The following is a 25,474-nucleotide window of genomic DNA, read 5'->3' as shown; positions in this document are numbered from 1 at the left end:
CGGAAATTCAGCCGGGGCGTCAGGCGGGCAGCAGGAACCCGTCGCGCACCAGGTTCCCCACCTCGGTGATGAGCCCGCTGCGGAAGGTCTCGCTGTCCCAGCCCTCGCCGCCGCCCAGCAGCGCCTCGAGGGCGCCCATGATCTGCCCGACGGAGAGGTCGCCGTCGCACGCTGAGACAAAGCCGGCCAGCTCGGTGCTCAGCAGGTTGGTGCGGCGGAGTCCGGCACCCTGGCGCAACAGGATAACGCCGGGATGTTCAGCTCCCGGGCGCTGGTGCCGTTCCTCGGTGACGTCCTCGGCCACGAGCAGGTGCGCGGCCGCCAGATCGTGGGCTGCCAGCCAGTCGGCGTGTTCCACGGCGGCGCCGAGGTGCGGGCCCACGGGCTGCTCGATCGGATAGGTGATCTCCTCGAAGCGCCGCAGCACCGGTGCGGCCCCGTCGGCGGGCCGCCGCAGCCAGATCATCCCGAAGCCGATGGCGTCGACATTGCGGGAGGCGAAATCCTCGAGGTAGGCGGCGTACGAGTCCTGATAGAGCCGCCGGTCGCGGGACTCGGAGGCGTCCTGCAGCCAGGTTTCGGCGTACTGTTCCGGGCAGACCTGCTCGCGCTGGATGAACCAGACGTCCGTGTCCGGACCGGCCCAACCTTGCGGACGTCCGTCCCAGGCGGCGCCCGCCGGGATCTCCCAGTTGCCCAGCAGCTGGGCTGTTCCGGCAGGGCTGAGCACCGAGGGAAGGGCCCGGACCAGCGCGGCGACGATGTCATCGCCCGGCAGGCCGCCGTCACGGTAGGTGAACTGGTCCGCTGCGGCCTCGCCCGGGCTGCGCGGCGTGATCACGAATGGCGGGTTGGAGACGACCAGTTCGAACTCCTCGCCCGCCACCGGATCAAGCAGGGAGCCCTGGCGCAGGCTCACCCGGGCCTCCAGATCGGAGGGGTCCAGGTGCAGCTGGTCGGCGTTGAGCAGCAGGTTGAATCGGGTGAACGCCAGGGCACGGCCCGAAATGTCGGTGGCGGTCACGTGCTCGGCGTGGTGCAGCAGGTGGAAGGTCTGGATGCCGCAGCCGGTGCCGAGGTCCAAGGCGCGGGCCACATGGCGGCGCGCGGTGACCTGCACCAGGGTGGTGGACGCCTGCCCGATCCCGAGCACGTGGTCGTGGCGCAGCACACCGGGCCGCTGGTGGGCGGCGAGATCGCTGGCCACCCAGAGCTCCGCGCCGCCGCTGCCGACGGTGTTTTCCCCATGGGTGCCGTCCCCGGGGGTGTCTTCCCGAGAGGTGCCGTCCCCGGGGGTGCCGTCCCATCCGTATGGCCGCAGATCCACCTTCGCCTGAACCAGGCCGTCAGCGGACGGCTCCACGAGGCCCAGTTCCAGCAGGCCCGCCGTGCCGATGCCGGGCAGGGCGGCGTCGAGGGTCGCCGCGGGCTGCGGTTCGGCCAGCAGCCAGAAGCGCACGACGGCGGCGAGCGCCGCCGTCGTCGGCTCCCCGTCGCGGGCTGCCTCCGTGACGATCAGCGCCGGGACGAGCTGGTCACGGGCCAGGGCGCTGTGCGCGGCCGCGCCGAGCAGTTCGGCGACGCCGTCCACGGTATAACCGATCCCGCGCAGGTCCGCCGCCAGGGATTCGAGCAGGCCAGGGAGGTCGCTGCGCGGGGCGTCGGGGGTGTTGCCGGCAGTGAAGTGCGTTGAGGGAGTCACCGGACAAGTTTAGTCCCGGCCCCGGCGGACCCGGGCCGGGACTAAAGGTGCCTCCCCGCGTAAATCCGCAGGGCGTCGCGGACGAACGCCGCGCCGGTTTCGCCACCGTAGTTCGCGGCGAAGCGCGGATCGGTAACATACATCTCCCCGAGCCCGATGACGTACCCCTTCACGTCGCGGTCACCGCCGGCTGCTGACCCCGAGGCGGGTGTGCCCGGGATTCCAGTGAGCCATTCGACCTGCCGCCGGGCCAGCTCCTGGGCCTCGGCGCTGTCCGCCGCGACGCCCGACTCCGCTGCGGCGATCCAGTCGCTGCCAAGCTGCCGGGAGCGTTCCCGCCAGGCGTCCTTCTCCGCCGGTCCCATCCCGCGCCACCAGGAATCACCTTCCGCGTAAGCGTCCTTGCCCCAGCGCTGCCCCACTTCGTCCTTGTACCGCGTGTGGTCGAAGCCGTCGAACATTTTTTCCGCCATGATCGGTTCTCCTTCTTTCAGTCCTTCAAGCGTCTGCCGGACCGAGGCGATCTGCCGCGTCAGCCGGTCCTGTTCCTGCCGCAGCCACTCCAGGTGGCGGGCCAGCGCCCGGGCGGCATCCGGCTCGTGGTCGAGGACTTCGGCGATCGCCGGGAGCCCCAGCCCGAGGTCCCGCAGCAGCAGGATGCGCTGCAGCCGGACGAGGGACGCCTGGTTGTAGAACCGGTAGCCGTTGCCCCCGGTGCGGCTGGGTTTGAGCAGCCCGATGTCGTCATAGTGGCGCAGCGTCCGGCTCGTGGTTCCAGCGATTCTGGCGATCTGCTGCACGGACCAATCCACGTGGCTGCCCCCCTGTCCGCGTCAGTTTCCGGCCGCCTAGGGCCGCTTTCCGGCAGCTTCCGGCCGGTAACCCGATGCTAGGCCTTGACGCTACGTCAAGGTCAAGGCCCTTCCGGGCTAGATCCGCGTCGCTGGGCCGGTCTCGCTCTGGGACTGGGGCTGGACCGTGCCCTGATGCTGCGCAAGGGCATCCGGGACATCCGGCTCCTGCGCTCGGAGAACCCCGACGTTCAGGCCCAGCTACTGGATCTGGACCACTACCGGCCGGTGTCAGTCATGCCGGAGGTCCGGCACGATCTGTCCCTAGTTCTCGGGTCCGGGGCGGAGGCCGACGTCGAACTGCTCGGCGACCGGGCGCGGACGGCCCTCGGAGCGGACGCCGAGGTGCTGGCCGCGCTGGAGATCAGGGCCGTCACCCCGGCGTCGGAGCTGCCGCCCGCCGCCGTCGAACGGCTCCGGTGGCCCGGCAGTGTGCCGGGCGGGGGTCCGGGCAGGGTGGCGGGCGGGTGGCCGGCAGGCCAGGAGTCAGCGGCCACCGGCAACGGCGGTAAGTTGGAGGCATGCCCTTCCTTATCCCCGGCCCCCTGCGCGGCCGGACCAACCTCCAGCGCGCCCGGCCTGTCGGACGCGCTGCCCGGCCGATCTGGCGAACTGCCCGCGGCATGGCGGCGGGCGCCGCCGTCGTCCTGGCCGCGGCAGCATGCTCACCTGCCGGTTCCATAGAGTCCGCAGATGTGCCGGCGTGGAAGGCCACAGCGCTCCCGTCTGCCGGCGGGGTCGTGCTCGAGGACGCGGGCAGAATCCTCAACCGGGATCCGATCACCAAAACCGCGGCCGGGATCGGCGCAGGCACCTACGTGCTGACCATCAGCTGCGACGGCGGCGGCAAGGCCTTCTTCCAGGTTTCCCTTGACGGCGCCCGGCTGAGCGAGGCCGGGGCGGCCTGCAACAGCAGCCGCGAAACGGCGCGGATCAAGGTCCCCGCCGCCGGCACGCTGGAGATCAGCACCTCAAGCGTTGATGCCCCGCTCATTTACGCCTACCAGCTGGTGCCCGCAGAGTAACGCCCCTGCCGCCGAGACGTCGGGGGCGCCGGAACTTGCCTTCAGGGCCGCCGCCGCGAGGCTCGGTGCATGTCTGCTACTGGGCGTATGCAGCCTGCCTCGGGGCACCCGGGGCGCATTGGCCCGTCACTCAAAGTTCCGGCAAGGCGGCACACGCCTTGAGCTCAGCCTCGACTGAGGCAGCCTGGCGGAGGCTCGCGTCGGCTTGGAACCCGGGACAGTGCCGGCTTACCTCGTCCGCTATGGCGGCGGCGTCCCCGGGCCCGGAACCGGCGCCGTCGCAGGCATCCGGGTTGCCCTCAACGAGTCCCAGTGAGTCTGGGAAGCAGCTTGGTTCGGCCGCCATTGGACTCTGTTGCGCGGAGGCGGGCGGGGTTAATGTCGGAATATGCCTACTGTTCCGGTGTCCAGCGTGGCCCGGACCCGCACGGTATCCGCCGTGGGACTGTCCTTGACGCTGGCCATGAGCATGGCGCTGGCCGGCTGCGCCTACGAATACGAATACGACGATGCGTCTGCCTTCGGGACGGCGTCCGCGTCCGCCCCGGCGTTCAGCGATGCGGCCGTGCCGCGGGATCCTTCGACGAGATGGCCTGTCTCCGGGGCCGAGCTGGATGCGTGGCTGGCGCAGGTACTCCCCGCCACCGAGGCCCAGGTGTTCCACACCGGCTACGGCACCCTTGCGGCGGATGAGGAACGGGAGGAGACCACCTCGAACCTGCCCGCCGGCAGCTACGCCATTACCTTGGCCTGCCGGAGTCCGCGACGGGTGCTGTTCAGCGTGAGCCATGGCGACACTGAACTGGTGGACCTTCACCTGTATTGCGGAGCATCACGGGTAAACGTGGTTTATCTGCCCGCAGACGCTTTGCTCACTATCAGGGTGGAGGCCAACGCTGGAGCCAACTTTGCCTATCGCGTGGGCCGCGTCTGAGGTCCGACGCCGGTCCGCGAACTCAGGCGGCGGGACGTCAGACGGCGGGGTTTCAGACGGCGGGACGTCAGACGGCGGGGTTTCAGACGGCGGTATTTCAGACGGCGGTATTTGAGGCAGCGCAGCCGTCCGGGCAACGGAGCGTCTCCGGGCTGGCGGCGCAGTCCGCGCAGTAGAGGGTGAGCGTGCGGCAGGACTGGTTGGAACAGTTCTCGAACTTGCTCGTGGGCGCCGAGCAGCGGACGCATTCGCCGATGGTCTTCGCGTCCCCGCTGAATTCCAGGTGCATGCGCTTGTCGAACACGTAAAGGGAGCCTTCCCAGAGGCCCTGGTCCTTGAAGGTTTCGCCGTAACGGACGATCCCGCCGTCGAGCTGGTAGACCTCCTTGAAGCCGCGGTTCACCATGAGGCTGGACAGCACCTCGCAGCGGATCCCGCCGGTGCAGTAGGTGACGACCGGTTTGTCCTTGAGCGCGTCGTACTTGCCGGAATCGAGTTCCATGATGAAGTCGTGGGTGGTGGCCACGTCCGGGACCACCGCGTCCTTGAATTTGCCGATCTGGGCCTCGAAGCCGTTGCGTCCATCGAAGAAGACGACCTCTTCGCCGGAGTTCTTGCGCGCTTCCACTAGCTGGTGGAGTTCCTCGGGTTTGAGGTGCGTGCCGCCGCCGACGACGCCGTCGGCATCGACCTTTAGTTCTCCCGGTGCACCGAACGACACGATCTCGTCCCGGACCTTGACGCTCAGCCGGGGGAAATCGGCGGCGCCGCCCTCGGACCACTTCACATCGATACCGTGGAAGCCCTTGTATTCGCGGGTGGTCTTCACGTACTGCTTGACCGCGTTCAGCTCGCCGCCGACGGTCGCGTTGATGCCGTCCTTGGAGATGATGATCCGGCCGGTCAGTCCGAGTTTCTCGCAGAGGGCGCGCTGCCAGAGCCGGATGGCATCCGGGTCCGCGAGGGGGGTAAAGCCGTAAAAAAGCACAATTCTGTTCAAAGCCACGTTTTAAGGGTACTGGGTGGACCGACAGCGAGGGGCCGGGTGGCCGCGCCAAGCGTCGCGCTGGCAGAGCGAGACGGGGTGAGCGCGGGGGCGGCGAGCGCTGTGCTGGTCCCGCCGCGGTCCGGACCCGGCGGCACCGGTTCCGGCGGGGCGGTCCGGTCACAATTGAGTAAGCAAGGCCTGTTCCCCGACCCGGCCCCTGTTGCTTGTGGCGGGGCTGGAATACGCTCATCACATGAGTCTTGAGGCCATGGTTGCAGACACCACGCATCTGCTGGAAATCTGGGTCGCCGGCTGGGCCGGGTGCCGGGGATATGAGACACGCCGGGAGGGCCGGTTTCCCGCGGCTTTGCGGGCGGACACCACCCACGAATGGGAATACTTCGCCCACGACCCCTCCGATGCCGAGTTTGCGACGCTGGCCGCTGTCACCGCCGAGGTACCAGCCCGGATCCTCACAATCCTCACGAATGACGTGCAGCGGTACCATTTCCTCGCCCAGCAGCACGGGCTGAACGTCACATCAGCCTCGCAGACCATGATGATCGTGGACATGGAGACCCAGGACGCCGAGGATCCTTGGCTTCCAGATGATGACCTCCGGTGGGTGCCCTCCCGCACCGACGGCGTCCACCACGCCGTGGTCTACGCCGGGGACGAAGTCGCCGCGAGCGGACGCGTATTCGTGGTGGACCACACCGCAATCTTCGACAAGATCGTCACGGAACCCGGATATAAGCGCCGGGGACTTGGCAGCTTCATCATGCGGGCCCTGGCCGCCCAGGCTTTCGAGCACGACGTCGAAAACGGGCTGTTGCTCGCGTCCCTCGACGGGCAAAAGCTGTACTCGCACCTCGGCTGGACCACGGTCAGCCATGTGCTGATGCTCTCCGCCTCGGACGAGGGCTCCGACCTCTCCGTGGGCTGAGGCCCTGGCAGGTCCAGGCTGGCAGTCATGTGCCGTCGGGTTCCGTTCCGGCGGCCGAGTGCAGGCGGCCGAGTGCTGGCGGGGTCTGTGCCGGCGGGTTCTGTGCCCCGGGCGATTTGAGGCCGGGTGAAAGAATGTACGAGTGAACCCACATGATTCCCTGATTTCGTTGCTGGGCCGCGGCCCGGACCCGGAACAGCTCCGTCATGTGCGCACCATCCCCGCCCGCCAGGCCGTCCACGCGCCCTGGCCCGAGTGGGCCCACCCCGATGTGGTGAACGCCTACGGTTCGCTCGGCATCCACGAGCCGTACCGCCACCAGATCCAGGCCGCCGAACTCGCCCACGCCGGCGGGCACGTCGTGATCGCCACCGGCACCGCCTCGGGAAAGTCGCTGGCCTACCAGCTGCCGGCGCTGGACGCGATCCACCGCTCCGAGCTGCGGGTACTTGCCGAACCGGGCAAGATCCACGACGACGGCGCCGTCACCCTCTATCTCTCGCCCACCAAGGCCCTGGCGGCCGACCAGCTGGCTGCCATCCGGGCCCTGAAGCTCCCGACCGTCCGGGCCGAGACCTATGACGGCGACACTGACCCCGCGTCCCGCCGCTGGATCCGGGACCACGCGAACTTCATCCTGGCCAACCCGGACATGCTGCATTTCGGGATTCTCCCCAACCACGCGTGGTGGGCTCGGTTCTTCCGCCGGCTGCGCTACGTGATCGTCGACGAGGCCCACAGTTACCGCGGCGTCTTCGGGTCGCACGTTGCCAATCTGATGCGGCGGCTGCGCCGCATCTGCGCCTACTACAGCCCCGACGGGTCCGGGCCGGTGTTCATCGCGGCCTCGGCCACGGCTTCCGAGCCCGGGACCTCCTTCGGCCGGCTCATCGGCGCTCCCGTCCGTGCCGTGTCCGAGGACTCCTCGCCGCACGGCTCCACCACCGTCGCGTTCTGGGAGCCTGCCCTGAGCGAGGTCCGGGGCGAGAACGGCGCCAAGGAGCGGCGCACAGCCGTGGCGGAAACCGCGGACCTGCTGGCCAACCTGGTCTCCTCGCGGGTGCGGACCATTGCGTTCATTAAGTCCCGGCGCGGCGCCGAGACCATTGCCTCCATCACCAAGCGCCTCCTCGACGAGGTCGATCCCAGCCTTCCGCAACGGGTCGCCGCCTATCGTTCGGGCTACCTGCCGGAGGAGCGCCGCGCCCTGGAGAAATCTCTGCGCTCAGGGGAACTGCTGGGCGTCTCCAGCACCTCCGCCCTGGAGCTGGGGATCGACATCTCCGGCCTCGACGCTGTGCTCGTCGCGGGCTGGCCAGGGACCCGGGCGTCGTTGTTCCAGCAGATCGGCCGGGCCGGCCGGGCGGGGCAGGATGCCATCGCAGCTTTCGTTGCGAGCGACGACCCGCTGGACACGTACCTCGTGAACCACCCCGAGGCGATCTTCGACGTCTCGGTGGAGGCCACGGTCTTCGATCCCTCCAATCCCTATGTGCTGGGTCCTCATTTGTGTGCCGCTGCAGCAGAGCTGCCGCTCGGGCACGCCGAACTGGGCCTTTTCGGTGCGACGTCCGAGAAATTGCTGGACCAGCTGGTGGCCCAGGGGTATCTGCGCCGGCGCCCGGCGGGGTGGTTCTGGACCCACCCGCAAAGCGCCGCGGCTATGGTGAACCTGAGGGCCGACGGCGGCGGGCCGGTGAGCATCGTGGACGCCGACACCGGCTCCCTGCTCGGGACCATGGATTCCCCGCAGACGCATTATCAGGCCCACACGGGTGCCATCTACGTCCACCAGGGCGAGAGCTACGTGGTGGAGGACCTGAACGAGGACGACCACTGCGTGATGGTGCGCCGGGCGAACCCCGACTACTACACCACCGCACGGGACGTGACCCAGATCGAGGTGCTCGAAACGCAGCGCACCACCCAGTGGGGCGATGTGGCCGTGCATTTCGGCGACGTGAAGGTGACAACGCAGGTGGTCTCCTTCCAGCGCAAGGCGCTGATCTCGAATGAGATCCTCGGCGAGGAACCGCTGCAGCTGGGGGCCCGGGACCTGTTCACCAAAGCGGTGTGGTTTGTCATGGACAACCGATCGCTGACCGGCGCGGGGCTGATCGAGGCCCAGTTCCCGGGTGCCCTGCACGCCGCGGAGCACGCGGCGATCGGTCTCCTTCCGCTGGTTGCCTCCAGCGACCGCTGGGACATCGGCGGCGTCTCCACCGCCATCCACGCCGACACCGGCGTGCCGACCATTTTTGTCTACGACGGCCACCCCGGCGGCGCGGGCTTCGCCGAGCGCGGCTACGACAAGGCCCGGGTCTGGCTCGCCGCCACCCGTGACGCGATCAAGGCCTGCGAATGCGAGTCCGGCTGCCCGTCCTGCGTGCAGTCGCCCAAGTGCGGCAACAAGAACAACCCCCTCGACAAGGACGCTGCCGTAACCCTCATCGACGTGCTGCTCAAGGACGCGACGGACCGGATGCGCACCGGGCAGCCGGACCAGGCCGCGACACCGCTGCAGGCGTAGTCCCCGCTGCGGCCACCGGCTTACGGGGGCGGCCCCGCCCTGGCCAGCCCGGTGGCCCGGCCCACGGGGCTGCGGACCTCAAGCTCCGTGCGGACCTGGACCGTGCTGCCGGCGCCCTCGGAGCAGCTGAGAACCCTGGCCTTGTTCCGGCGTGCGACGTCGGCCGCGACGTCGCAGGGGTCTCCCGGGATAATTCCCCGGGCAGCATCCGCGGCAGCAAGGGCCGCCAGATCAGCGGCTGCCGCCGCGCGGGTTGCCATTGCTGCCGACTGGGCCAGCAACGCGATCAGGACCGCTGCCAGGACGACCAGCAGCCCCAGCCCGAGCGCAAGGACGGTCCCGGCGCCGCGCTCCGGGTGCTCCGGGTGGTTCAGCCGCTCAAAGTGCGGCGGGGACTCCGTGTGTTCGAGGTGCTGCGGCTGCTCGCACTGCGCCGAACACCCCGGCCATTCCGGCTGGGCGCACGCGGCGTGCACCCACGAAGGCTGCCCGCTCACGCGGCGAGACTCTGCAGCTGGCAGCGCCACGTCCGGATTACCCCGGCCGCGGCTGACGGGCCGGACGTTTCGCCCCGGGTCCAGGCGCGGGCCGAGAGTGTCCAGGGAAGAAGCGAACCGACGGCGCCGGGAACCCTGCCGGAGACCGTTACGCTGAGCCATTCGCCCTCGGACGCCACGGCAGATGCCGCCGAGTCACCCGCGAGCCGCCGGACGATGGCGCCCACTGCGCCGGCGTCCTCGCCCCGGGCCAGGGCGCGGGCGCCGGCCCGCGCGGCCTCCTCCAGCCGCAGCTGGGTGACCCCCGCCGCTGAGCCGGCCAGCAGCAGCGCCAGCAGGAGCATAACGGCGGGCAGCGCCACCGCGAACTCAGCCGTGACGGCCCCGCGGCCCGTATCGGAGCGACCGACCTGCCACCGCCGCGCAGGCGCGCCCGCCCGAGGGGACGCGCCTGCCCGGTTCACGCCTCCGGCCGGCCATCCGCGGTTCATGGCAAGGCGAGCGCCGTGCGGATGAGGTTCAGCAGAAAACCCCGGACCTCGTCACTGCGCATGATAAAGACGAGGATGCCGGCAAACCCCACCGCGGCGAGCGTGGCAATGGCGTACTCGGCCGTCGCCATCCCCCGCTCGGAGCCGAACAGCTTTCTGCGACGTCGCGCCCGGAACGGCTCGGCAGCGGCCGCCCCCGGATAGATCTCCCGGATCTCTGCGCCGTCCGTCTGGGAGCGGAGGTTTTGGATGTGCTGGGCGTGCTGGGCGTGCTGGGCCCTCCGGGTGCCGACGGGCACGTTGTGTTGGACTGACATGGACTTCCCTTTCCCTGGGTGCCGGCAGGACCGCCGGCTGTCCCTAGACTCTTCCGGCCGGCGCGGCGCCAGGTAAGGCGGTTTCCCGGCCAAGTGGAAAACTGCCCCCAATGGGGACTGTGGAGGAAGGCTCCCCCAGCACCGCCGTCCACCCACGGCGTCAGCCCGGCAGCATGGCCAGCAGCACCGGAACGACTCCCAGGCAGATGAAGGCAGGCAGCGAACACAGGCCCAGCGGCACAACGAGCTTCACGCCCAGGGCCGCGGCCTGTTTCTCCGCGGACCGGAATCGCTCGCGGCGCATGCGGGCCGCCTGGGCGAAGAGGATCGCCGAGGACGGGGCGCCGGTGAGCGCTGCGAATCCCAGCGCCTGGCGGAGGGCGAGAAGTTCCGGCGACCGGACGTCGGAACCGCGCCAGGCCGTTTCCCAATCCGCGCCTATGGCGAGCGCCGCGACGACCGGCCGCAGCGGGCCACGGACGTCCGGCCCGGCGAGTTCGGCCACCAGAGCCAGTGCACGGCCAAGCCCGGCTCCCGCGTCCAGCATCGCGCCGATAAGTTCCAGCATCATTGCCGCGTCGCCGATGCCGGGACCGCCGGCTTCCCCGGCCGGCGTGCGGCCGGAACTTGAGCGGTCTGAGTTTCCGGCGCCCAGGACAGGGGGCAGCTGGCGTCGGAGTCTCCGCCGGGACAGCCCACGCTCTGACAGCGCCGTCACAGCAGCGACCGCCAGAATCGCAAGCACCGACAGGCCAGCCGCATCGGCTGTCATGAGTGAAGCCCGGCAGCCGCGCGGACGAGCCGCGCTGACCAGATCCGGCCTGCCGCGGTCAGCGCAAGACCCGCCGCGAGCGCCGCCACGCCGAGAGGGGTCCCCAGCAGGACCTCGACAGGATCCACGCCCAGCAGCGTGCCCAGACCCAGGCCCAGAAACGGCAGCCAGGTCAGCAGCCGTACGGTCGCGCGGGGCCCGGCCAACGCCGTCTGTCTGGCCGCCTCGGCGTCGTCCTCGGCCTCGAGCTGGGCTGCGAAGCGGGTCAACACCTCTGCCAGCGGGCAGCCGCTGGCCTCGGCAACGTCGAAGCACGCCGCGAGCTGACACCAGACGCGATGTTCGCGCAGACCCTGCCCTGCGCCACTGTCCCTGGTCAGCCGGGCGCCCGGTCCGCCGGACAGGGCCGTGCCCCCGGAACGGATCGCCGCCGCGACCGGGGACCCGCGCATCGCTGCCGCGCGGGCTGCAGCGAGCATCCGCACGGATCCCGGTGCCAGCCCCGGGCTCCGGCCGGAGGGGCCGCCCGCGTGCAGGGAGCCGGACGGGCCGCCCCCGTGCAGGAGCCACAGCTCATCCCACAACCGCGCCGGAGCGCGGCCACCCTTCAGCAATGCCGCCATCTGCTGCACGAGCAGGGTCATCGAAACTGTGGGCGCGTTCCGGCTCCGCCATCCGGGCAGCCTGCCGGATTCCGCCCGGGTGCCCTCGGCTGGCACAACTTGTGCTGCGGCGAACGCCGCGCGAATCCGGCGGCGCGGGGTCCGTGGCGGCGAGAGCGCCAAAACCACGGCGAGCGCCAGGACGCCAATGAGCAGGGCTGTCATGCAGTGCCCGCTCCGGCCGGGTCCAATCCGAGACGGCCCGCCAACCCGGGCCAGGCCGGCCCGCAACGGACGGCACCGCCGCAAATGTCCAGTGCGCAGCTGACGACCAGGCCCGCGGGGCCGCCTTCCAGCACACCGATGCAGGCCACGGTGCGACTACCGTTCATCCTTTCCACGTGGACCACTGCGTCGAGCGCGCTGGCTGCCTGCAGGCGGACCGCGTCCTGACCCAGTCCGGCAAGCGCACCCAGCGCCGTTAACCGTGCGGGCACGTCGGCCGCGGTGTTGGCGTGAATGGTTCCGCCGCCTCCGCTGTGGCCGGTATTCATGGCGGCCAGCAGCTCGCGCACTTCAGCACCCCGGCACTCCCCCACGACCAGCCGGTCCGGCCGCATCCTCAGGGACTGCCGCACGAGCTCGCCCAAATCCACCACCCCGCCGCCTTCAAGGTTTCCGTGCCGCGCCTCTAGCGACACGACGTGCGGGTGAACCGGGTTGAGCTCCGCGGCGTCCTCAATCAGGACCAGCCGCTCGCCCGGCGAACACAGGCCCAGCAGCGTGGCCAGCAGCGTGGTCTTCCCGGACCCGGTGGCTCCGCTGATCAGGAAACTCAAACGGTGTTCCACCATCCGTTCCAGCACGGACTGCACCAGTGACCCGAACATCCCGTTCTGCCTGAGCTCTTCCATCGAGAAGACCCGTTCACGCCGGATCCTGACACTCAGGAGTGTCCCCGCCGTGGAGATCGGCGGCAGCACAGCATGGACCCGGAAGCCGCCGTCGAGCCTGACATCGACGCAGGGCGAGGCATCGTCCAGGCGCCTCCCGCCGGCCGACACCAGCCGCGCCGCCAGCGCCCGGACCTGCGTTTCGCCGGAGAACACCACCGGCGCCCTCTCCAGTCCGCCGCCGCGGTCCAGCCAGACAGAGCCCGGGCCGTTGACAAAGATGTCCGTCACGGCCGGGTCCCGGACCAGGACCTGCAGGGGTCCGAGTCCGCTCAGTTCCGCGCTGATCCCCTCGACCGCGGCCAGGGCGCCCGCCGTCCCCAGCAGGCGTCCACTCGCTTGCACGGCGGCTGCCACGCGGGACGGGGTCACCGGCCCGGCGTCGGACATCACGGATTCGCGGACGGATTCCAGCAACCGCGCGTCCACGGAGGCGCGGTCAGGGGGCCGGTACCGCGCGGCGCCCGGGCTTCCGCCGCAATCCGGGGGCCCCGGCGCCGAATGGGCGCTCAACCGGTGGCTCCTGCCCCGAAGTCCAGCACCATTCCGGCAAACCGCCGCACCTTGCGCTGCCGCCCGGTATCCAGCAGGCGCCCGAGCTCGGTGGCGGCCGCGGCGCGCCTGACGTCGGGCATGGTGCCGGCCAGCGGCAACCCGACGGACGCGGCAATCAGCTCAGCGTCCAGCGCGGCCCCGGGTTTGCCCCGCACCACGAGCACGGTCTCCACCGCAGGAAGGTCCTGCAGGAGCCGGGCCGTCGCCACAGCCGCCCGCAGCAGCGCGGGCGCCACGACAACGATGCGGTCGCAGTCCCAGGCGAAAGCCCGCAGGGCTTCCCGGGCCCGGCCGATGTCCACCAGGACGAGCTCGTAGCCGCGCCGGGCGGCGTCCAGCACACCGGCCACGACTGCCTGGTCCACTGCGCTGTGGCACTCCTTGGTCCCGGGCCAGGAAAGGAACGGGAACCCGCCGGCCACGGGCAGGGAATCGGCGAGCTGGCGGGGATCGATCGTGCCGCTGGCGTCGGCCAGATCCTGCCAGCGGAGGCCGGGCATGTCCTCGGCCGCGAGCGCCAGCTCCAGGCCCCCGCCCCACGGGTCACCGTCCACCAGCAGCACCCGCAGTCCCTCCCGGGCGGCGGCCTGGGCGAGCCAGACCGCGGCCGTGCTGGCCCCCGCGCCGCCGCACCCCCCGACAATCCCGAGGACTGTCCCGCCGGACTCGGGAGCGCGGGAGCGGCTGAGGTACTCGGCGAGCCAGGACGCGGCGTCGGGCAACACCGCGACCCGTTCAGCACCTATGGCGGCCGCCAGGTGCCAGAGTCCGTCGCCGTCGCCGTTGAGGCCGACCAGGACGGCCGGCGAACGTCCCCGCGGCGGCAAGTCGGCGAGGTCGCTGCCGATCAGCACCACCGGCGCCCGGTCCCAAAACGGCGCCGCCTCCCTGAGGTTCAGTACAGTGCGCAGCTGGCCGCCGGACGCCGCCACGACGCGTTCCACTTCGCCGCGCAGCAGCTCGGACCCCGTCACCAGCAGGTCCTCCGACGACTGCGCCGGCAGCCACGGCGCGGCGGCCGGGCCAGGGGCCGGTGGCAGAAAGCCGGACCTGGGGCCAGGGCCGGAACCCGATAGCTGGTGCCTGCTCATGCGGCCAGTCTTCCCCTCCCCGGAACCCGCCATAACCCACTCCGGCCGCTATGTGGAGAAGCACGTGGCAAGGACACTGCAGGCCATGGGCCCCGGGAACGCCGCCCGCAGGGCAGAATTGACCGTATGTACCTGCTGCTCGCCGCCCACGCTGACGGCGCAGCCCTTCAGGAACTCACTGCGGACGGTACCCCGCACCCCGCCACACCGGTACCGCGGATCGTCGGCGCCGCCGAGCTGGCCGGCGTCGTGCGTGCGCTCGAACTGCGGCGGCCGCGCTGGATCTGGCACCGCACGCAGGACTGGTACCCCGCGCTGCTCGCTGCCGGCGTCGAACTGGAGCGCTGCTACGACCTCACCCTGTGCGGCGCGATCCTGGCGCATTCGGAGTTCACCGCCCACACGGCGTACGCGCAGAACGCGGAAAAACTGACCCAGGACGATGAGCTGCAGCCGCCGCGGGCGCTGCAGCCTCCTCCCCCGCCGGCTGACCAGGGCGCACTGTTTGATGATCCCGGCATGCGCGGCACGCCCCGCCACAGCCCCGAAGACCTCCGCACGGAATACGCCGCGCAGCAGGAGGCCCTCAGCCAGGCGGGCGGCCCCGGCGTCGAACGCCACGGCGACAACCGCAAGCAGCGCCTCCAGCTGCTGCTCGCGGCCGAATCCGCCGGTGCCATGATCGCAGCGGAAATGCAGCACACCGGCGTGCCGTGGCGCGAGGAACTGCATGAGCGGATCCTGGTGGATTACCTCGGCCCCCGGCCGCCCCTGGGCCACCGTCCGGCCAAGCTGGAGGCGCTTACCGCCGAGCTGCGGCAGCTGCTGAATTCCCCCTCGCTGAACCCGGATTCACCGCAGGAGCTCATGCGCGCCCTGCACCGGAACGGCATCGAGGTGAAGACCACCCGGCAGTGGGAACTGAAGGAATCCAGCCACCCGGCGATCGAGCCGCTGCTGGCGTTCAAGAAGCTGTCCCGCCTGCACGCCGCCAACGGGTGGGTGTGGCTGGATGCGTGGGTGAAGAACGGCCGGTTCCAGCCGGAGTATGTGGTGGGCGGGGTGGTCTCCGGCCGCTGGGCTTCCCGCGGCGGCGGGGCGCTCCAGATTCCGCGCCAGATCCGCGGCGCCGTGCATGCCGATCCGGGTCACAAGCTGATCGTCGCCGACGCCTCGCAACTTGAGCCCCGGGTGCTCGTGGCACTGGCGCAGGATTCCAAGATGGCCGAAGCCGCGCGCGACAAGGACCTGTATGCCGGCATCGCGGCGCAGGGCTTCGGCGGCGACCGCGCCAAAGCGAAGGTGGCGCTGCTCGGCGCGATCTACGGGGCAACGACCGGCGAGTCGGGCCGGCTGATGCCGCAGCTGACCCGCACGTATCCGCGTGCGGTCGGCTTCGTTGAACAGGCCGCCCGCGACGGCGAGGCCGGCAGGACCGTCACGTCACGGCTGGGCCGCAGCAGCCCGCCGCCGTCCGACCGCTGGCTGCAAAGCCAGCAGTCGACCAGCGCCGAGGAACAGCGCCGAGCCGACTCGATCGCCCGCTCGCGCGGCCGCTTCACTCGCAACTTCGTGGTTCAGGGATCCGCGGCGGACTGGGCGGCCTGCTGGCTGGCAGAACTGCGACGCCGGCTGCGCGCCCTGCGTGCGGACGGCACCCCCGCCGGGGATCTGGTTTTCTTCCTGCACGACGAAGTCATGGTCCACTGCCCCGAGGACCGGGTGGCCGACTGCGTCCGGGTCATCGAGGAAGCAGCGAACGCCGCCAAGGAGCTGCTGTTCGGCAGGATCCCGGTGGAATTCCCGGTGAGTGTCGCCGTCGTGGACTCCTACGACAACGCCAAATAGCCCTCCGGGCCGCCTGCCGTAACGTACCCGCCGGTAGCGTTGTGCGCCGCGCGTGTCGGCAGTTACCCTCGAAAAGGCCGGTCAGTGATCCGACAATCCGCCGGCCATGCAATGACGCATAGTTTTCTGGGAAGGCAGCATATTGGCTGGCATTTTTGAGATCGCCGAGGCCGGCGGGAAGAAGTACTTCTTCAAGCTCACGGCACCCGACGGCACGGTGGTCGCCGTTTCACCACTGTTCAACACGATCAAGGGCGCAGCCGCGGGCATCACCGCCGTGCGGGAGAACGCGGCGACCGGGCTGATCGTCGACAAGTCCCGGAGGGTTCCGGATTTCCCGCCTCAGCCGTCGAGCCGGCTCCAGGCATCGACGTCCAGCAGGCTCGTGCGGTCCCACGGGACCGCCCACCCCAGCTGATCGAAGAGCTGGTTGAGGATCATCCCGGTAAAGCCCCAGACCACGACGTCATTGACGGTAAAGGCAGGGCTCTGGAACGTCTGCCCCGCCCGGGTCACGGTGGCCATCACGCGGTTGTCCGGGTCCAGCAGATCCCGGACCGGGACGCGGAAAACCTGGGCGGACTCGCCGTAGTCCACCACCCGCACGGGGGACTGGGACGCCCACCAGCCCAGAACCGGCGTCACCAGGAAGTTCCCGCGGGGAAGGGCCAGTTCCGGCATCACCCCGAGGACCTCGACGCCGGCCGGGTCCAGTCCCGTTTCCTCTTCCGCTTCGCGCAGGGCGGCGTCGATGACGGATTCGCCCGGGTCGATGCCGCCGCCGGGGAACGCGACCTGGCCGGGATGGTCATCCAGGGTCTGGGCGCGCTGCAGCAGCAGGACGTCCAGATCCGCCGGCGCCAGAAGTTTGACCGACGTCGCCGGGACGTCATCGAGGGAGCCGAAAAGCATCAGCACGGCCGCCCGGCGGATCCGCTCGCCGGGTCCGACGACGAGTTCGCGCCAGCGCGGGTCCGGGGACGGTGCCGTTCCGGCCTCCACCGCGGCCGCCAGATCAATGAGGTCCTGGCGGGCCGTCACAACGGCTTCCTCTGGGATGCCATCCGGATTTCCGCGGCCCGGTGTGTCTCCGCGAGGAGCTGCGACAGCAACTCCTCCTGCCCCGGGGCCAGTTCGTACTTCAGCAGTTTCTTCGCCTTCTGCGGGTCCGTCTCACCCATCCCGTAGCTCGGGCACCAGTTCGCCACGGCACAGGCGCCGCAGGCCGGCTTGCGCGAATGGCACACTCGCCGGCCGTGGAACACCACCCGGTGCGAGAGCATGGTCCAGTCCCGGGGTTCGAACAGTTCCGCGACGTCGGACTCGATCCGGACCGGGTCATCGGACTCCGTCCAGCCAAAGCGGCGGGCGAGCCGGCCGAAATGGGTGTCCACCGTGATCCCGGGGACACCGAACGCGTTCCCGAGCACCACGTTCGCGGTCTTCCGCCCGACGCCGGGAAGCGTCACCAGATCGGCCAGCCGGCCGGGCACCTCGCCGTCGTACTCATCCACGAGCCGGTTGCACAGCGCCATCAGGTTCCGGGTCTTGGCCCGGAAGAACCCGGTGGGCTTGATAATGGCCTCCACCTCCGCCGGGTCCGCCTCCGCCATGCTCCGCGCGTCCGGGTAGCGGGCGAACAGCAGGGGCGTGATCTGGTTGACGGTCACGTCCGTGGTCTGCGCGGACAGCACCGTGGCGACCATGAGCTCGAACGGACTGCGGAAATCGAGTTCCGCGTGCGCATATGGGTACTGTTCCGCAAGCGCCTTGTTGATCCGGCGGGCACGGCGTTTCAGGCCCAGCAGCGACTCCCCCGCCGCCCGCGGGCCGGCACTTTTCGGGCCGGCATTCTTGGGACGCAGGTCTGCGGGACCCGCGTTTGTGAGGCCGGGCGCGGCGTTGCCGGGGGCCGGGTTGCTGGACTCGGTGGACACCGGGGCTGGCTAACCGCGTTCGATGTTGCTGAGGTCGCGGAGCAGCCCCACGCGGCCGTCAGTGTGCTGGACCAGGAACTCGTGTCCCCGGTCCTCCAGGGCGAGCACCCAGCCGCCTGGCTCAATCACGAAGGCCGGTGCGCCGCTGTGCTCGTCTACGGCGGTGCGGGGCTGGGCGACGGCGAACCAGAATGCCTCATGGACGACGTGGACCTCATGTTCCTCCGGGCGGCTCGCAGGGTCGACGGTGGCGCCGATCGGCTCGTGCTTGCGCACCTGCGGGTTCACGGTGGTGGGGGCCATGTTGCCCGAGGCCGCGGGAACTTCCGCGGCGCGGGTTTCCTCGGCCGCCGCGGCGGCCCGGACCTGCGCCTCCGGGACCTGCCCGGCGGCGGCGGATTTCCCGGCAGAGGCTGCTTCGGCAGATGCTTTTTCGGCGGGGGCAGTCACGGCAGTGGGCGCGGCGGCCGCCGCCTGGGTCTGCTCAGCGGCGGACGGTGCCGCCGGCCCGGACGCGGCGGGCACGATGCCCGTGATCCGGGTTTCCGGGGAACTGACGACCGGGGTCGGCGCGGCGGTGCGGTCCTGCGCTTCGGGGGCCGCGGCCGGCGTCGAAACCGCAGGGCCAGCGGCGGAGGCAGCGGCAGAAGCGGCGCCCACGGCCCCGGCGGCGCCGTGGGCCGGAGCGGAGCCTGCTGCCGGAGCGGTGCCTGCTGCTGCAGGCACCGCTCCGGGGGCGCCCGCTGGGCCTGCGCCGGCGGCGCCGGCGTGCCCGCCCGAGGTCATCCGTTTCGCCCAGCCGGCGACAGCACTGGTGCCAGCGGCCTTCGGCGCGTGCTCGTCCTTGGCCTCCTTCGGTGCCTTGGGGGCGCGGGGCTTGCGGACGGGGACTGCCGACTCGCGGGCCACGATGTGGGCCGGGACCTCTGCGCGGTCCAGGAAATCACCCGCGAAAAAGGGGACCAGGCGGCCCAGCACGGTGGCCGAGAGCAGCCCGAGGGCGCCGACGAGGGCCAGCAACATGCTGGGGATGTAGGCTCCTGCCACGGCCAGGAAGAAGAACGCGACAGAGAAGGACGCCACGACGGAGGCGAACTGGTCCACCGACAGGGAGCCGATCCGGAGCTTCGTTGCGGGGCTGAGCCGGCGCGCCACGAACAGGGCGGTGACGACCACGGGCAGCAGGATCCCGAGGCCCAGGAAGAACAGGCTGCCCAGGTTCCACAGGTTGTACCGGACGGCAAACATCGGGATCAGCGAGGCAACAAAGAGGATCAGCGTCGAGCCGAACACCGTGAGGTCGCGGATGGTGAAGGGTCCGAGGACCGCCTCGTTCTTGGTGCCGGCCTTCTTGCGCCCTGCCTTGTCCACCGTGAAACGGGGTGCTTCCCCGTAGCCGGCAGGCCGGTCGGCCGTACCGTTGCCCTGGCTTTGGGCGGGCAGCTTCAGCTGCCCGTTTGCTTGCTCGTTCATTCGGTTCTCCTTAGCATGGCGGCACTCTGGACAGCACCGTCTAACAGCAGGCCGAGCAGGGACCGCGGGCGGTCCCGTCGCCTCCATCGGATGTCACAACTTCATCTCAGCCTAGTCAAGTGGCTGGCCGATCACTAGCTGACAAGCCGGGCACGGGGGCACGGAATCGGCCCGCGCCGGCGCCCTCGCAGGCCGTCCCGCCGCCATTCGGCGCTTAACAAACACCGCTCACGGTTCACTGTGTGACGCGGCACACGTCAGACCCGGCACAGGCGTTAGTGTGTATTTCGGAACAGCTCTTTGCGGTACGCCCGTGACCAGCCGACGCCCGAGGACGCGCAAGCGGCCCGGTGCTGCGGCGGAACGGACGCTCCGCGCAGCACGGATCGATCAATGATGAGGTTCACCATGTCCCAGCAGACACCCGGCTCCACGACGACGCAGGCTCCCCAGCGCGATGCCTTCGAAAACCTGTCGCAGGAGAACCGCAAGTTCGCCCCTTCCCCCGAGTTCGCCGCCAACGCGGTGGTCACCGCCGCAGAGTACGCCGAGGCCGACGCCGACCGGCCCGCCTTCTGGGCGAAACAGGCCCGCGAAATGCTGAGCTGGAGCAAGGACTTCACGCAGGCCCTGGACTGGTCCAACCCTCCGTTTGCGAAGTGGTTTGTCGGGGGCGAGGTCAACGCGGCGTACAACGCGCTGGACCGCCACGTCGAGGCCGGCCACGGGGACCGCGTCGCCATCTACTTCGAAGGCGAACCCGGCGATACCCGCACCTACACCTACGCCCAGCTCACCGACGAGGTCAAGCGGGCCGCCAACGCCTTCGAGTCCCTCGGCGTCGCCAAGGGTGACCGCGTGGCCGTGTACCTGCCGATGATTCCCGAGGCCGTCATTACGCTGCTGGCCTGCGCCCGGATCGGCGCCATCCACTCAGTGGTCTTCGGCGGCTTCTCAGCCGAGGCGCTCCGCTCCCGGATCGACGACGCCGAGGCCAAGCTGGTCGTCACCGCGGACGGCACCTACCGCCGCGGCAAGCCCAGCGCGCTCAAGCCCGCCGTCGACGAGGCCCTGGCCCACGACGGGCACACCGTGCAGAACGTCGTCGTCGTCAAGCGCAACGGCCAGGACGTCGACTGGCACGAGGGCCGGGACCACTGGTGGGCCGACACGGTCGAGACCGCCTCCGCCGAGCACACCGCCGTCGGGCATGACTCCGAGCACCCGCTCTTCATCCTTTACACCTCCGGCACCACCGGCAAGCCCAAGGGCATCCTGCACACCACCGGCGGCTACCTCACCCAGACCGCCTACACGCACAAGGCCGTCTTCGACCTCAAACCGGAAACGGACGTCTACTGGTGCACGGCCGACGTCGGCTGGATCACCGGGCACTCCTACGTCGCCTACGCCCCGCTCCTCAACGGCGCCACCCAGGTGATGTACGAAGGCACCCCGGATTCCCCGCACCAGGGCCGCTGGTGGGAGATCGTGGAGAAGTACAAGGTCTCCATCCTCTATACCGCCCCCACCGCCATCCGGACGTTCATGAAGTGGGGCAAGGAAATCCCCGCGAAGTCGGACCTCTCCTCGATCCGCGTCCTGGGCTCCGTCGGCGAACCCATCAACCCCGAAGCGTGGATGTGGTACCGCGAGGTCATCGGCGGCAACGCCGGCAAGAACGGGGAGCGGAAGGAAAACCCCGCCCCGATCGTGGACACCTGGTGGCAGACCGAAACCGGCGCGCAGATGATCGCCCCGCTGCCCGGGGTGACGGCCACCAAGCCCGGCTCCGCACAGGTCCCGCTGCCCGGCATCGCCGTGGACGTCGTGGACGAGGCCGGCGAGTCGGTGCCCAACGGCTCCGGCGGCTACCTCGTGATCCGCGAGCCGTGGCCGGCCATGCTGCGCGGCATCTGGAACGACCCGGAGCGCTTCAAGGAAACCTACTGGTCCCGCTTCGAGACCATGTACTTCGCCGGGGACGGCGCCAAGAAGGACGAGGACGGCGACATCTGGCTGCTCGGCCGGGTCGATGACGTGATGAACATTTCCGGCCACCGCCTCTCCACCGCCGAAATCGAATCCGCGCTCGTCTCGCACCCCGCCGTCGCCGAGGCCGCCGTCGTGGGCGCCGCGGACGAGACCACGGGCCAGTCGGTCGTCGCCTTCGTGATCCTGCGCGGCGACGCCGTGGACACCGGGGACGCGATCGTGCAGGAACTCCGGAACCACGTCAGCAAGGAGATCGGGCCGATCGCCAAGCCCAAGACCATCCTCGTGGTGCCCGAGCTGCCCAAGACCCGCTCCGGCAAGATCATGCGCCGCCTGCTCAAGGACGTCGCGGAAGGACGCGAAGTGGGCGACGCCACCACCCTGGCCGACAACACCGTCATGGCCCAGATCGCGAACTCACTGAGAAAGTGAGCACGCACCCGGTCCGGGCCGTCCAGGACGGAACGTTGCGGCGGTGACGGACGCCTGCGACGTCCTCGTCATTGGCGCCGGCCTGGCCGGGTTGCAGTGTGCCCGGGAGCTGCAGGCCGCCGGGCGCGAGGTGCTGGTGTGGGAAGCCTCCGACGATGTTGGAGGCAGGATTCGGACCGACCGGATCGACGGCTTCCTCGTGGACCGCGGCTTTCAGGTGCTTAATCCCGCGTACCCGGCGGTCCGCCGCTGGGTCGACGTCGACGCCCTGGCGCTGCAGCCGTTCGGCGCCGGCCTCCGGGTCCGCCGGCAGGACTCCGTCGCGGTCCTCGCCCACCCCGTGCGCGAGCCCGGACTGATCCTGCAGACCCTGCGCAGCGGACTGCTCGATCCCCGCGCTGTCACGGGGCTGCTGCGGTGGGCCGCCCCGGCGTTCGCCCGGCGCCTGCGGCATCCCGGCGCCGACGTCCCGCTGCGGGAGGCCCTGGACCGGGCCGGATGCTCCGGCGCACTGCGCAGGGCAGTGGACCAGTTCCTCGCCGGAGTCCTGCTGGAGGATGAGGGCAGCACCTCCAACGAATTCGCGCTGCAGCTTGTACGGGTCTTCGCGACCGGGGTGCCGGGATTGCCGCGCGACGGCATGCAGGCCCTCCCCCGGCAACTGGCGCAGACCCTCACCACCCCGGTCCGTACCTCGACCCGGGTGGAATCGATCACTCCGGACAACGACGCGACCCTGGTCGCCGCCCGGGATGCCAGGATCCGGGCCCGCCACGTCGTCCTCGCCGCCGATCCGGTCGGCGCGGCCAGGCTGGCCCGCGGCGACGTCCCGGCCATGAAGGGCGTGCTGACGCACTGGTTCGCGTCCGACTCGGCGCCCAGCGGGGTGGACATGCTCCACGTCGACGGCCGCGCGCACCCGGGCGGGCCGCTGGTCAACGCCGCAGTCATTTCCAACGCGGCACCGAGCTACGCCCCCGCCGGGCGGCATCTGATCCAGACCTCCGCACTATTGGGCCGGGGCCGGCCGGTCCCCACTGACGGCGACGTCCGCCGCCACGCCGCGGACCTTTTCCGCTCCTCCACGGCCGGCTGGGAGCTGGTGGCGAGGCACGAGATCCCGCACGCCCTGCCCCTGCAACCGCCGCCGCTGCGGCCCCGGCAGCCGCTGGAGGGCCCGTCCGGAATGATCATCTGCGGCGATCACCGGGAAACGGCGTCCATCAACGGTGCGCTCGTCAGCGGCCACCGGGCCGCGCTGGCCGTCCTCGGACTGCCCAGATGACCTTCTCCGTGTCGCGCCGGATCGCCGCGCCCGCGGAGGACGCCTGGGCCCTGCTCACCGATACCGGAAAGTGGCCGTCCTGGGGGCCCTCGATCACCGGCGTGGAGCCGGCCGCGGCCGCAAGCCCGGCAGGACCCACCACCGGAGCAGAACCCGCTACCGGGACCGGGCCAGTCGTCCGACCCGCAGCTGGACCCGCACCCGCCACCGGGACCGCACCCAGCGTTTTTGGGCTCGGCAGCCAGGGCAAGGTCCGCACGGTCCTGGGTGCGTCGCTGCCCTACACAGTGACCGCGTTTGAGCCCGGACGCTACTGGTCCTGGTCCGTGGCGGGGGTCCCGGCCACCGGCCACCGGGTGGTTCCGCAGCCCGGCGGCTGCCTCGTCACCTTCACCGTCCCGTGGTGGGCACCGGCCTACCTACCGGTGTGCGCCCTGGCGCTGCGGCGGATAGAGCGGCTCGCGGCACGTTAGGGACCCGTGCCGCCTGCCCCGTGGCCGGCGGGGTCCGCCGGGTACGGTTGCACCCGGCCTCAGCTGCCGGGCGCAACCGTACAACAGGGTGCGTTCGGGCCTCAGCCGCCGTTGCAGGCCCTGACGAGGACCACCTCGAAACTGGTCGCTGCGGGGGTTGAGAATTTCGCGTTGACCAGGGCCAGAGTGTTGCCGAACAGTGCCGCCGTCGTCGGGACGTCGAAGTTCCCGCTGGTGATGACTTCCTGCACCTCGCCGCTGCGCAGCGAGCCGTTCAGTTCGATCCGGCTGACCTGGTTGGTGAAGTTCTGCACCGCCCACAGGGTGTTGTCACGAAGGATGATGCCGTCGACATTCGCCAGGGTGACCGGGGCCCCGGAGGAGTCGGTGACGCCGATCAGCCTGTTCGACCCGTCGTCCGGGTCCACGCTGTACAGGGCGCCATTGCCCGTGTGGGCGACGATCAGCCGGTGGCCATCCTTGGCGGCGGCGATGCCGTTGAGGTTGAACCCCTCGCCCACGGTGCCGGCGGGTGCCTCGAGCGCCAGGGTCCGGGCCGCGCCGGGTTTCCCGTCGCGGCCGATCGGGATCCGGTAGAGCTCACCGGCGCGGGAGTTGGTGAACCACGCGCCGTCATGGGTCACGGTGACGTCGTTGATGAAGCTGGCACCGGCCGGCGCCAGATCGTAAACTGTCACGGTTTTCTTCGTCTCCAGGTCATAAACGTAGGCCTGGCCGGTGGCACCGCCGGCGACGAAGAGCAGGCCGTTTTCGCGGTCCACCTTCATGCCGGCGGCTGCCCGGCCTTCCGGCGCCGTGATGAACAGTTTGGCCTTGCCTTTGTCGATGTCGCCCCGGAAGATATTCCCGTTGAGCAGGTCGCCGGCGAAAAACGTGCTGCCGTCCCCGGCGGCGATGCCTTCAGCGCCGGTGGCACCGGGGAGCCTGATCACCGGGGGCCGGTCATCCCGGCCCGCCGGGTCCGCCCGGGCGGCGGTGGCCAGTGGCGCCGGCACGAGGAAGGCCGCAACGGCGAGCATGCCCACGGCCACGCGGCGGATTGATTTTCCTGCATGAATGTTGCGCATGATGTGCTCCGAGATCGGGCTTTCCGCGCGGGCTGACCGGTACGGGAGCTCCGCACGATGGTCCTTTCAGTCTAGGCAGGCGGGCCGGTGCGGGCCAGAGCCGGCTGGCCGCTGCCCGGGCCGTCATCTGCGCGCCCTTTCCGCCGGCCGGGCGGCAGCCCGCAACGCAACGCGATACATTGTCAGGCATGAGCGAAGCCACCCCCGCCGGCGCCGGCCGCGGCACCATCCTGGTCCTCAACGGACCCAACCTGAACCTGCTCGGCACCCGCGAACCCGAGAAATACGGCACCGCCACCCTGGCCGACGTCGAACAGCTCGCCACGGACACCGGCGCGGCGCACGGTCTCGACGTCGAGTGCTTCCAGTCGAACCACGAGGGTGCCCTCGTGGACGCCATCCATGCCGCCCGCGGCAGGGCCCTCGGCATCGTCATCAACGCCGGGGCGTACACCCACACCTCGGTCGCCATCCGGGACGCCATCTCCGCGGTGCAGCTGCCCGCCGTCGAGGTCCACATCACGAATGTCCATGCCCGCGAGGAGTTCCGGCACCATTCGTACCTCTCGGACGTCAGCAAGGCAGTGATTGCCGGCGCAGGGATCCTGGGCTACCGGTTCGCCGTCGAGTACCTCGCCGGGCTGCAGGCCAGCGGCGACTGAGCATGTCCTCCGCTGGCCCCGGCTCCG

Annotated in this window: 25 protein-coding genes; 11 read left to right on the top strand and 14 right to left on the bottom strand. The window is 70.3% G+C overall.

The features are described 5' to 3' along the window. Positions 1–19: 19 nt before the first annotated feature. Positions 20–1,702 (bottom strand): DUF7059 domain-containing protein, encoded by a 1,683-nt coding sequence (locus tag QCD75_RS11515; protein ID WP_301228679.1) that lies wholly within the window; start codon positions 1,700–1,702, stop codon positions 20–22. Between the two features lie 41 nt (positions 1,703–1,743). Then, positions 1,744–2,514, bottom strand: a complete 771-nt coding sequence (locus QCD75_RS11510; RefSeq protein ID WP_301228678.1) for a MerR family transcriptional regulator — start codon at positions 2,512–2,514, stop codon at positions 1,744–1,746. A gap of 84 nt (positions 2,515–2,598) precedes the next feature. Here QCD75_RS11510 and QCD75_RS11505 point away from each other — a divergent pair, with 84 nt between their 5' ends. The 3 genes from QCD75_RS11505 to QCD75_RS11495 all read left to right on the top strand — a co-directional run bounded on the left by QCD75_RS11505 (position 2,599) and on the right by QCD75_RS11495 (position 4,512). Then, on the top strand, positions 2,599–3,237 hold the full coding sequence (locus QCD75_RS11505) for a tRNA ligase subunit PheS family protein (RefSeq protein ID WP_301228677.1): 639 nt from the start codon (positions 2,599–2,601) through the stop codon (positions 3,235–3,237). Positions 3,238–3,248: 11 nt separating this feature from the next. Beyond that, the gene (locus QCD75_RS11500; RefSeq protein WP_441005471.1) at positions 3,249–3,578 is read left to right on the top strand and encodes a hypothetical protein; all 330 of its coding nucleotides are present in this window, start codon (positions 3,249–3,251) and stop codon (positions 3,576–3,578) included. Between the two features lie 388 nt (positions 3,579–3,966). Then, a complete protein-coding gene (locus QCD75_RS11495; protein WP_301228675.1) occupies positions 3,967–4,512 on the top strand; it encodes a hypothetical protein in 546 nt (181 codons plus the stop codon). 97 nt (positions 4,513–4,609) lie between these two features. Here QCD75_RS11495 and trhO read toward each other — a convergent pair whose 3' ends face one another. Next, positions 4,610–5,518: an oxygen-dependent tRNA uridine(34) hydroxylase TrhO gene (gene trhO / locus QCD75_RS11490; RefSeq protein WP_301228674.1), complete on the bottom strand. Its 909-nt coding sequence runs from the start codon at positions 5,516–5,518 to the stop codon at positions 4,610–4,612. A 235-nt stretch (positions 5,519–5,753) separates the two neighbouring features. On the opposite strand from trhO, the gene QCD75_RS11485 reads away from it, so the two are divergent. Together QCD75_RS11485 and QCD75_RS11480 are read left to right on the top strand one after the other, a co-directional pair. Next, positions 5,754–6,446, top strand: coding sequence for a GNAT family N-acetyltransferase (locus QCD75_RS11485; protein ID WP_301228673.1), 693 nt, complete (start codon positions 5,754–5,756; stop codon positions 6,444–6,446). A gap of 142 nt (positions 6,447–6,588) precedes the next feature. After that, the gene (locus QCD75_RS11480) at positions 6,589–8,976 is read left to right on the top strand and encodes a DEAD/DEAH box helicase (protein WP_301228672.1); all 2,388 of its coding nucleotides are present in this window, start codon (positions 6,589–6,591) and stop codon (positions 8,974–8,976) included. Between the two features lie 20 nt (positions 8,977–8,996). Here the strand turns inward: QCD75_RS11480 and QCD75_RS11475 are convergent, their stop codons facing one another. The 7 genes from QCD75_RS11475 to ssd form a co-directional block, all read right to left on the bottom strand. Further along, positions 8,997–9,473, bottom strand: coding sequence for an Rv3654c family TadE-like protein (locus QCD75_RS11475; protein WP_367400649.1), 477 nt, complete (start codon positions 9,471–9,473; stop codon positions 8,997–8,999). Then, positions 9,470–9,937, bottom strand: a complete 468-nt coding sequence (locus QCD75_RS11470) for a TadE family type IV pilus minor pilin (RefSeq protein WP_301228702.1) — start codon at positions 9,935–9,937, stop codon at positions 9,470–9,472. Before QCD75_RS11470 ends, QCD75_RS11475 begins: the two co-directional genes overlap by 4 nt. A 23-nt stretch (positions 9,938–9,960) precedes the next feature. After that, the gene (locus QCD75_RS11465; RefSeq protein WP_301228671.1) at positions 9,961–10,281 is read right to left on the bottom strand and encodes a DUF4244 domain-containing protein; all 321 of its coding nucleotides are present in this window, start codon (positions 10,279–10,281) and stop codon (positions 9,961–9,963) included. A 160-nt stretch (positions 10,282–10,441) separates the two neighbouring features. Next, positions 10,442–11,053 carry a type II secretion system F family protein gene (locus tag QCD75_RS11460; protein WP_301228670.1) on the bottom strand — a complete coding sequence of 204 codons (612 nt, stop codon included), beginning with the start codon at positions 11,051–11,053 and terminating at the stop codon, positions 10,442–10,444. After that, positions 11,050–11,880, bottom strand: coding sequence for a hypothetical protein (locus QCD75_RS11455; protein ID WP_301228669.1), 831 nt, complete (start codon positions 11,878–11,880; stop codon positions 11,050–11,052). Before QCD75_RS11455 ends, QCD75_RS11460 begins: the two co-directional genes overlap by 4 nt. Continuing rightward, positions 11,877–13,037, bottom strand: coding sequence for a TadA family conjugal transfer-associated ATPase (locus QCD75_RS11450; protein WP_301228701.1), 1,161 nt, complete (start codon positions 13,035–13,037; stop codon positions 11,877–11,879). Before QCD75_RS11450 ends, QCD75_RS11455 begins: the two co-directional genes overlap by 4 nt. Before the next feature lie 80 nt (positions 13,038–13,117). Beyond that, entirely contained in the window at positions 13,118–14,254 is a 1,137-nt protein-coding gene (gene ssd, locus QCD75_RS11445; RefSeq protein WP_301228668.1) for a septum site-determining protein Ssd, read from the bottom strand. A gap of 126 nt (positions 14,255–14,380) precedes the next feature. Here ssd and QCD75_RS11440 point away from each other — a divergent pair, with 126 nt between their 5' ends. Further along, on the top strand, positions 14,381–16,102 hold the full coding sequence (locus QCD75_RS11440; protein WP_301228667.1) for a bifunctional 3'-5' exonuclease/DNA polymerase: 1,722 nt from the start codon (positions 14,381–14,383) through the stop codon (positions 16,100–16,102). A 142-nt stretch (positions 16,103–16,244) separates the two neighbouring features. Next, a complete protein-coding gene (locus tag QCD75_RS11435; protein WP_226759626.1) occupies positions 16,245–16,520 on the top strand; it encodes a YegP family protein in 276 nt (91 codons plus the stop codon). Here QCD75_RS11435 and QCD75_RS11430 read toward each other — a convergent pair. From QCD75_RS11430 to QCD75_RS11420, 3 genes are all read right to left on the bottom strand, one after another. Then, on the bottom strand, positions 16,445–17,143 hold the full coding sequence (locus tag QCD75_RS11430) for an NUDIX hydrolase (RefSeq protein ID WP_301228664.1): 699 nt from the start codon (positions 17,141–17,143) through the stop codon (positions 16,445–16,447). The two genes, QCD75_RS11435 and QCD75_RS11430, sit on opposite strands and share 76 nt — an antisense overlap. Further along, positions 17,140–17,967: an endonuclease III gene (nth, locus tag QCD75_RS11425; RefSeq protein ID WP_301228699.1), complete on the bottom strand. Its 828-nt coding sequence runs from the start codon at positions 17,965–17,967 to the stop codon at positions 17,140–17,142. Before nth ends, QCD75_RS11430 begins: the two co-directional genes overlap by 4 nt. 81 nt (positions 17,968–18,048) lie before the next feature. Then, positions 18,049–19,512, bottom strand: a complete 1,464-nt coding sequence (locus QCD75_RS11420; protein WP_301228662.1) for a hypothetical protein — start codon at positions 19,510–19,512, stop codon at positions 18,049–18,051. 408 nt (positions 19,513–19,920) lie between these two features. Between QCD75_RS11420 and acs the strand changes: the two genes are divergently transcribed. From acs to QCD75_RS11405, 3 genes are read left to right on the top strand one after another with little or no spacing between them, the layout of a single operon-like run. Continuing rightward, a complete protein-coding gene (gene acs, locus QCD75_RS11415; protein WP_301228661.1) occupies positions 19,921–21,939 on the top strand; it encodes an acetate--CoA ligase in 2,019 nt (672 codons plus the stop codon). Positions 21,940–21,982: 43 nt separating this feature from the next. Continuing rightward, on the top strand, positions 21,983–23,224 hold the full coding sequence (locus QCD75_RS11410) for an FAD-dependent oxidoreductase (protein WP_301228660.1): 1,242 nt from the start codon (positions 21,983–21,985) through the stop codon (positions 23,222–23,224). Then, complete coding sequence (locus QCD75_RS11405; protein ID WP_301228658.1) at positions 23,221–23,697, top strand: SRPBCC family protein; 477 nt, start codon at positions 23,221–23,223, stop codon at positions 23,695–23,697. Before QCD75_RS11410 ends, QCD75_RS11405 begins: the two co-directional genes overlap by 4 nt. A gap of 101 nt (positions 23,698–23,798) precedes the next feature. Here QCD75_RS11405 and QCD75_RS11400 read toward each other — a convergent pair whose 3' ends face one another. After that, positions 23,799–24,785, bottom strand: a complete 987-nt coding sequence (locus tag QCD75_RS11400; RefSeq protein ID WP_301228656.1) for an SMP-30/gluconolactonase/LRE family protein — start codon at positions 24,783–24,785, stop codon at positions 23,799–23,801. 188 nt (positions 24,786–24,973) lie between these two features. Here QCD75_RS11400 and aroQ point away from each other — a divergent pair, with 188 nt between their 5' ends. Continuing rightward, positions 24,974–25,447: a type II 3-dehydroquinate dehydratase gene (gene aroQ, locus QCD75_RS11395; protein ID WP_301228654.1), complete on the top strand. Its 474-nt coding sequence runs from the start codon at positions 24,974–24,976 to the stop codon at positions 25,445–25,447. Positions 25,448–25,474: the final 27 nt, after the last annotated feature.

It is taken from the genome of Arthrobacter sp. PsM3 (assembly GCF_030433895.1).
Lineage (GTDB): Bacteria > Actinomycetota > Actinomycetes > Actinomycetales > Micrococcaceae > Arthrobacter.
Note: the sequence above shows the minus strand (reverse complement) of the source record. Positions and strands in the feature narration are given on the sequence as shown.

Bases quoted from the DNA above. Each gene is read 5' to 3' on its own strand.
- QCD75_RS11460 (WP_301228670.1), bottom strand. From the start codon at position 11,053: ATGACAGCCGATGCGGCTGGCCTGTCGGTGCTTGCGATTCTGGCGGTC.
- QCD75_RS11485 (WP_301228673.1), top strand. From the start codon at position 5,754: ATGAGTCTTGAGGCCATGGTTGCAGACACCACGCATCTGCTGGAAATC.
- QCD75_RS11400 (WP_301228656.1), bottom strand. From the start codon at position 24,785: ATGCGCAACATTCATGCAGGAAAATCAATCCGCCGCGTGGCCGTGGGC.
- aroQ (WP_301228654.1), top strand. From the start codon at position 24,974: ATGAGCGAAGCCACCCCCGCCGGCGCCGGCCGCGGCACCATCCTGGTC.
- QCD75_RS11420 (WP_301228662.1), bottom strand. From the start codon at position 19,512: ATGAACGAGCAAGCAAACGGGCAGCTGAAGCTGCCCGCCCAAAGCCAG.
- QCD75_RS11455 (WP_301228669.1), bottom strand. From the start codon at position 11,880: ATGACAGCCCTGCTCATTGGCGTCCTGGCGCTCGCCGTGGTTTTGGCG.
- QCD75_RS11465 (WP_301228671.1), bottom strand. From the start codon at position 10,281: ATGTCAGTCCAACACAACGTGCCCGTCGGCACCCGGAGGGCCCAGCAC.
- QCD75_RS11440 (WP_301228667.1), top strand. From the start codon at position 14,381: ATGTACCTGCTGCTCGCCGCCCACGCTGACGGCGCAGCCCTTCAGGAA.
- QCD75_RS11495 (WP_301228675.1), top strand. From the start codon at position 3,967: ATGCCTACTGTTCCGGTGTCCAGCGTGGCCCGGACCCGCACGGTATCC.
- acs (WP_301228661.1), top strand. From the start codon at position 19,921: ATGTCCCAGCAGACACCCGGCTCCACGACGACGCAGGCTCCCCAGCGC.
- ssd (WP_301228668.1), bottom strand. From the start codon at position 14,254: ATGAGCAGGCACCAGCTATCGGGTTCCGGCCCTGGCCCCAGGTCCGGC.
- QCD75_RS11405 (WP_301228658.1), top strand. From the start codon at position 23,221: ATGACCTTCTCCGTGTCGCGCCGGATCGCCGCGCCCGCGGAGGACGCC.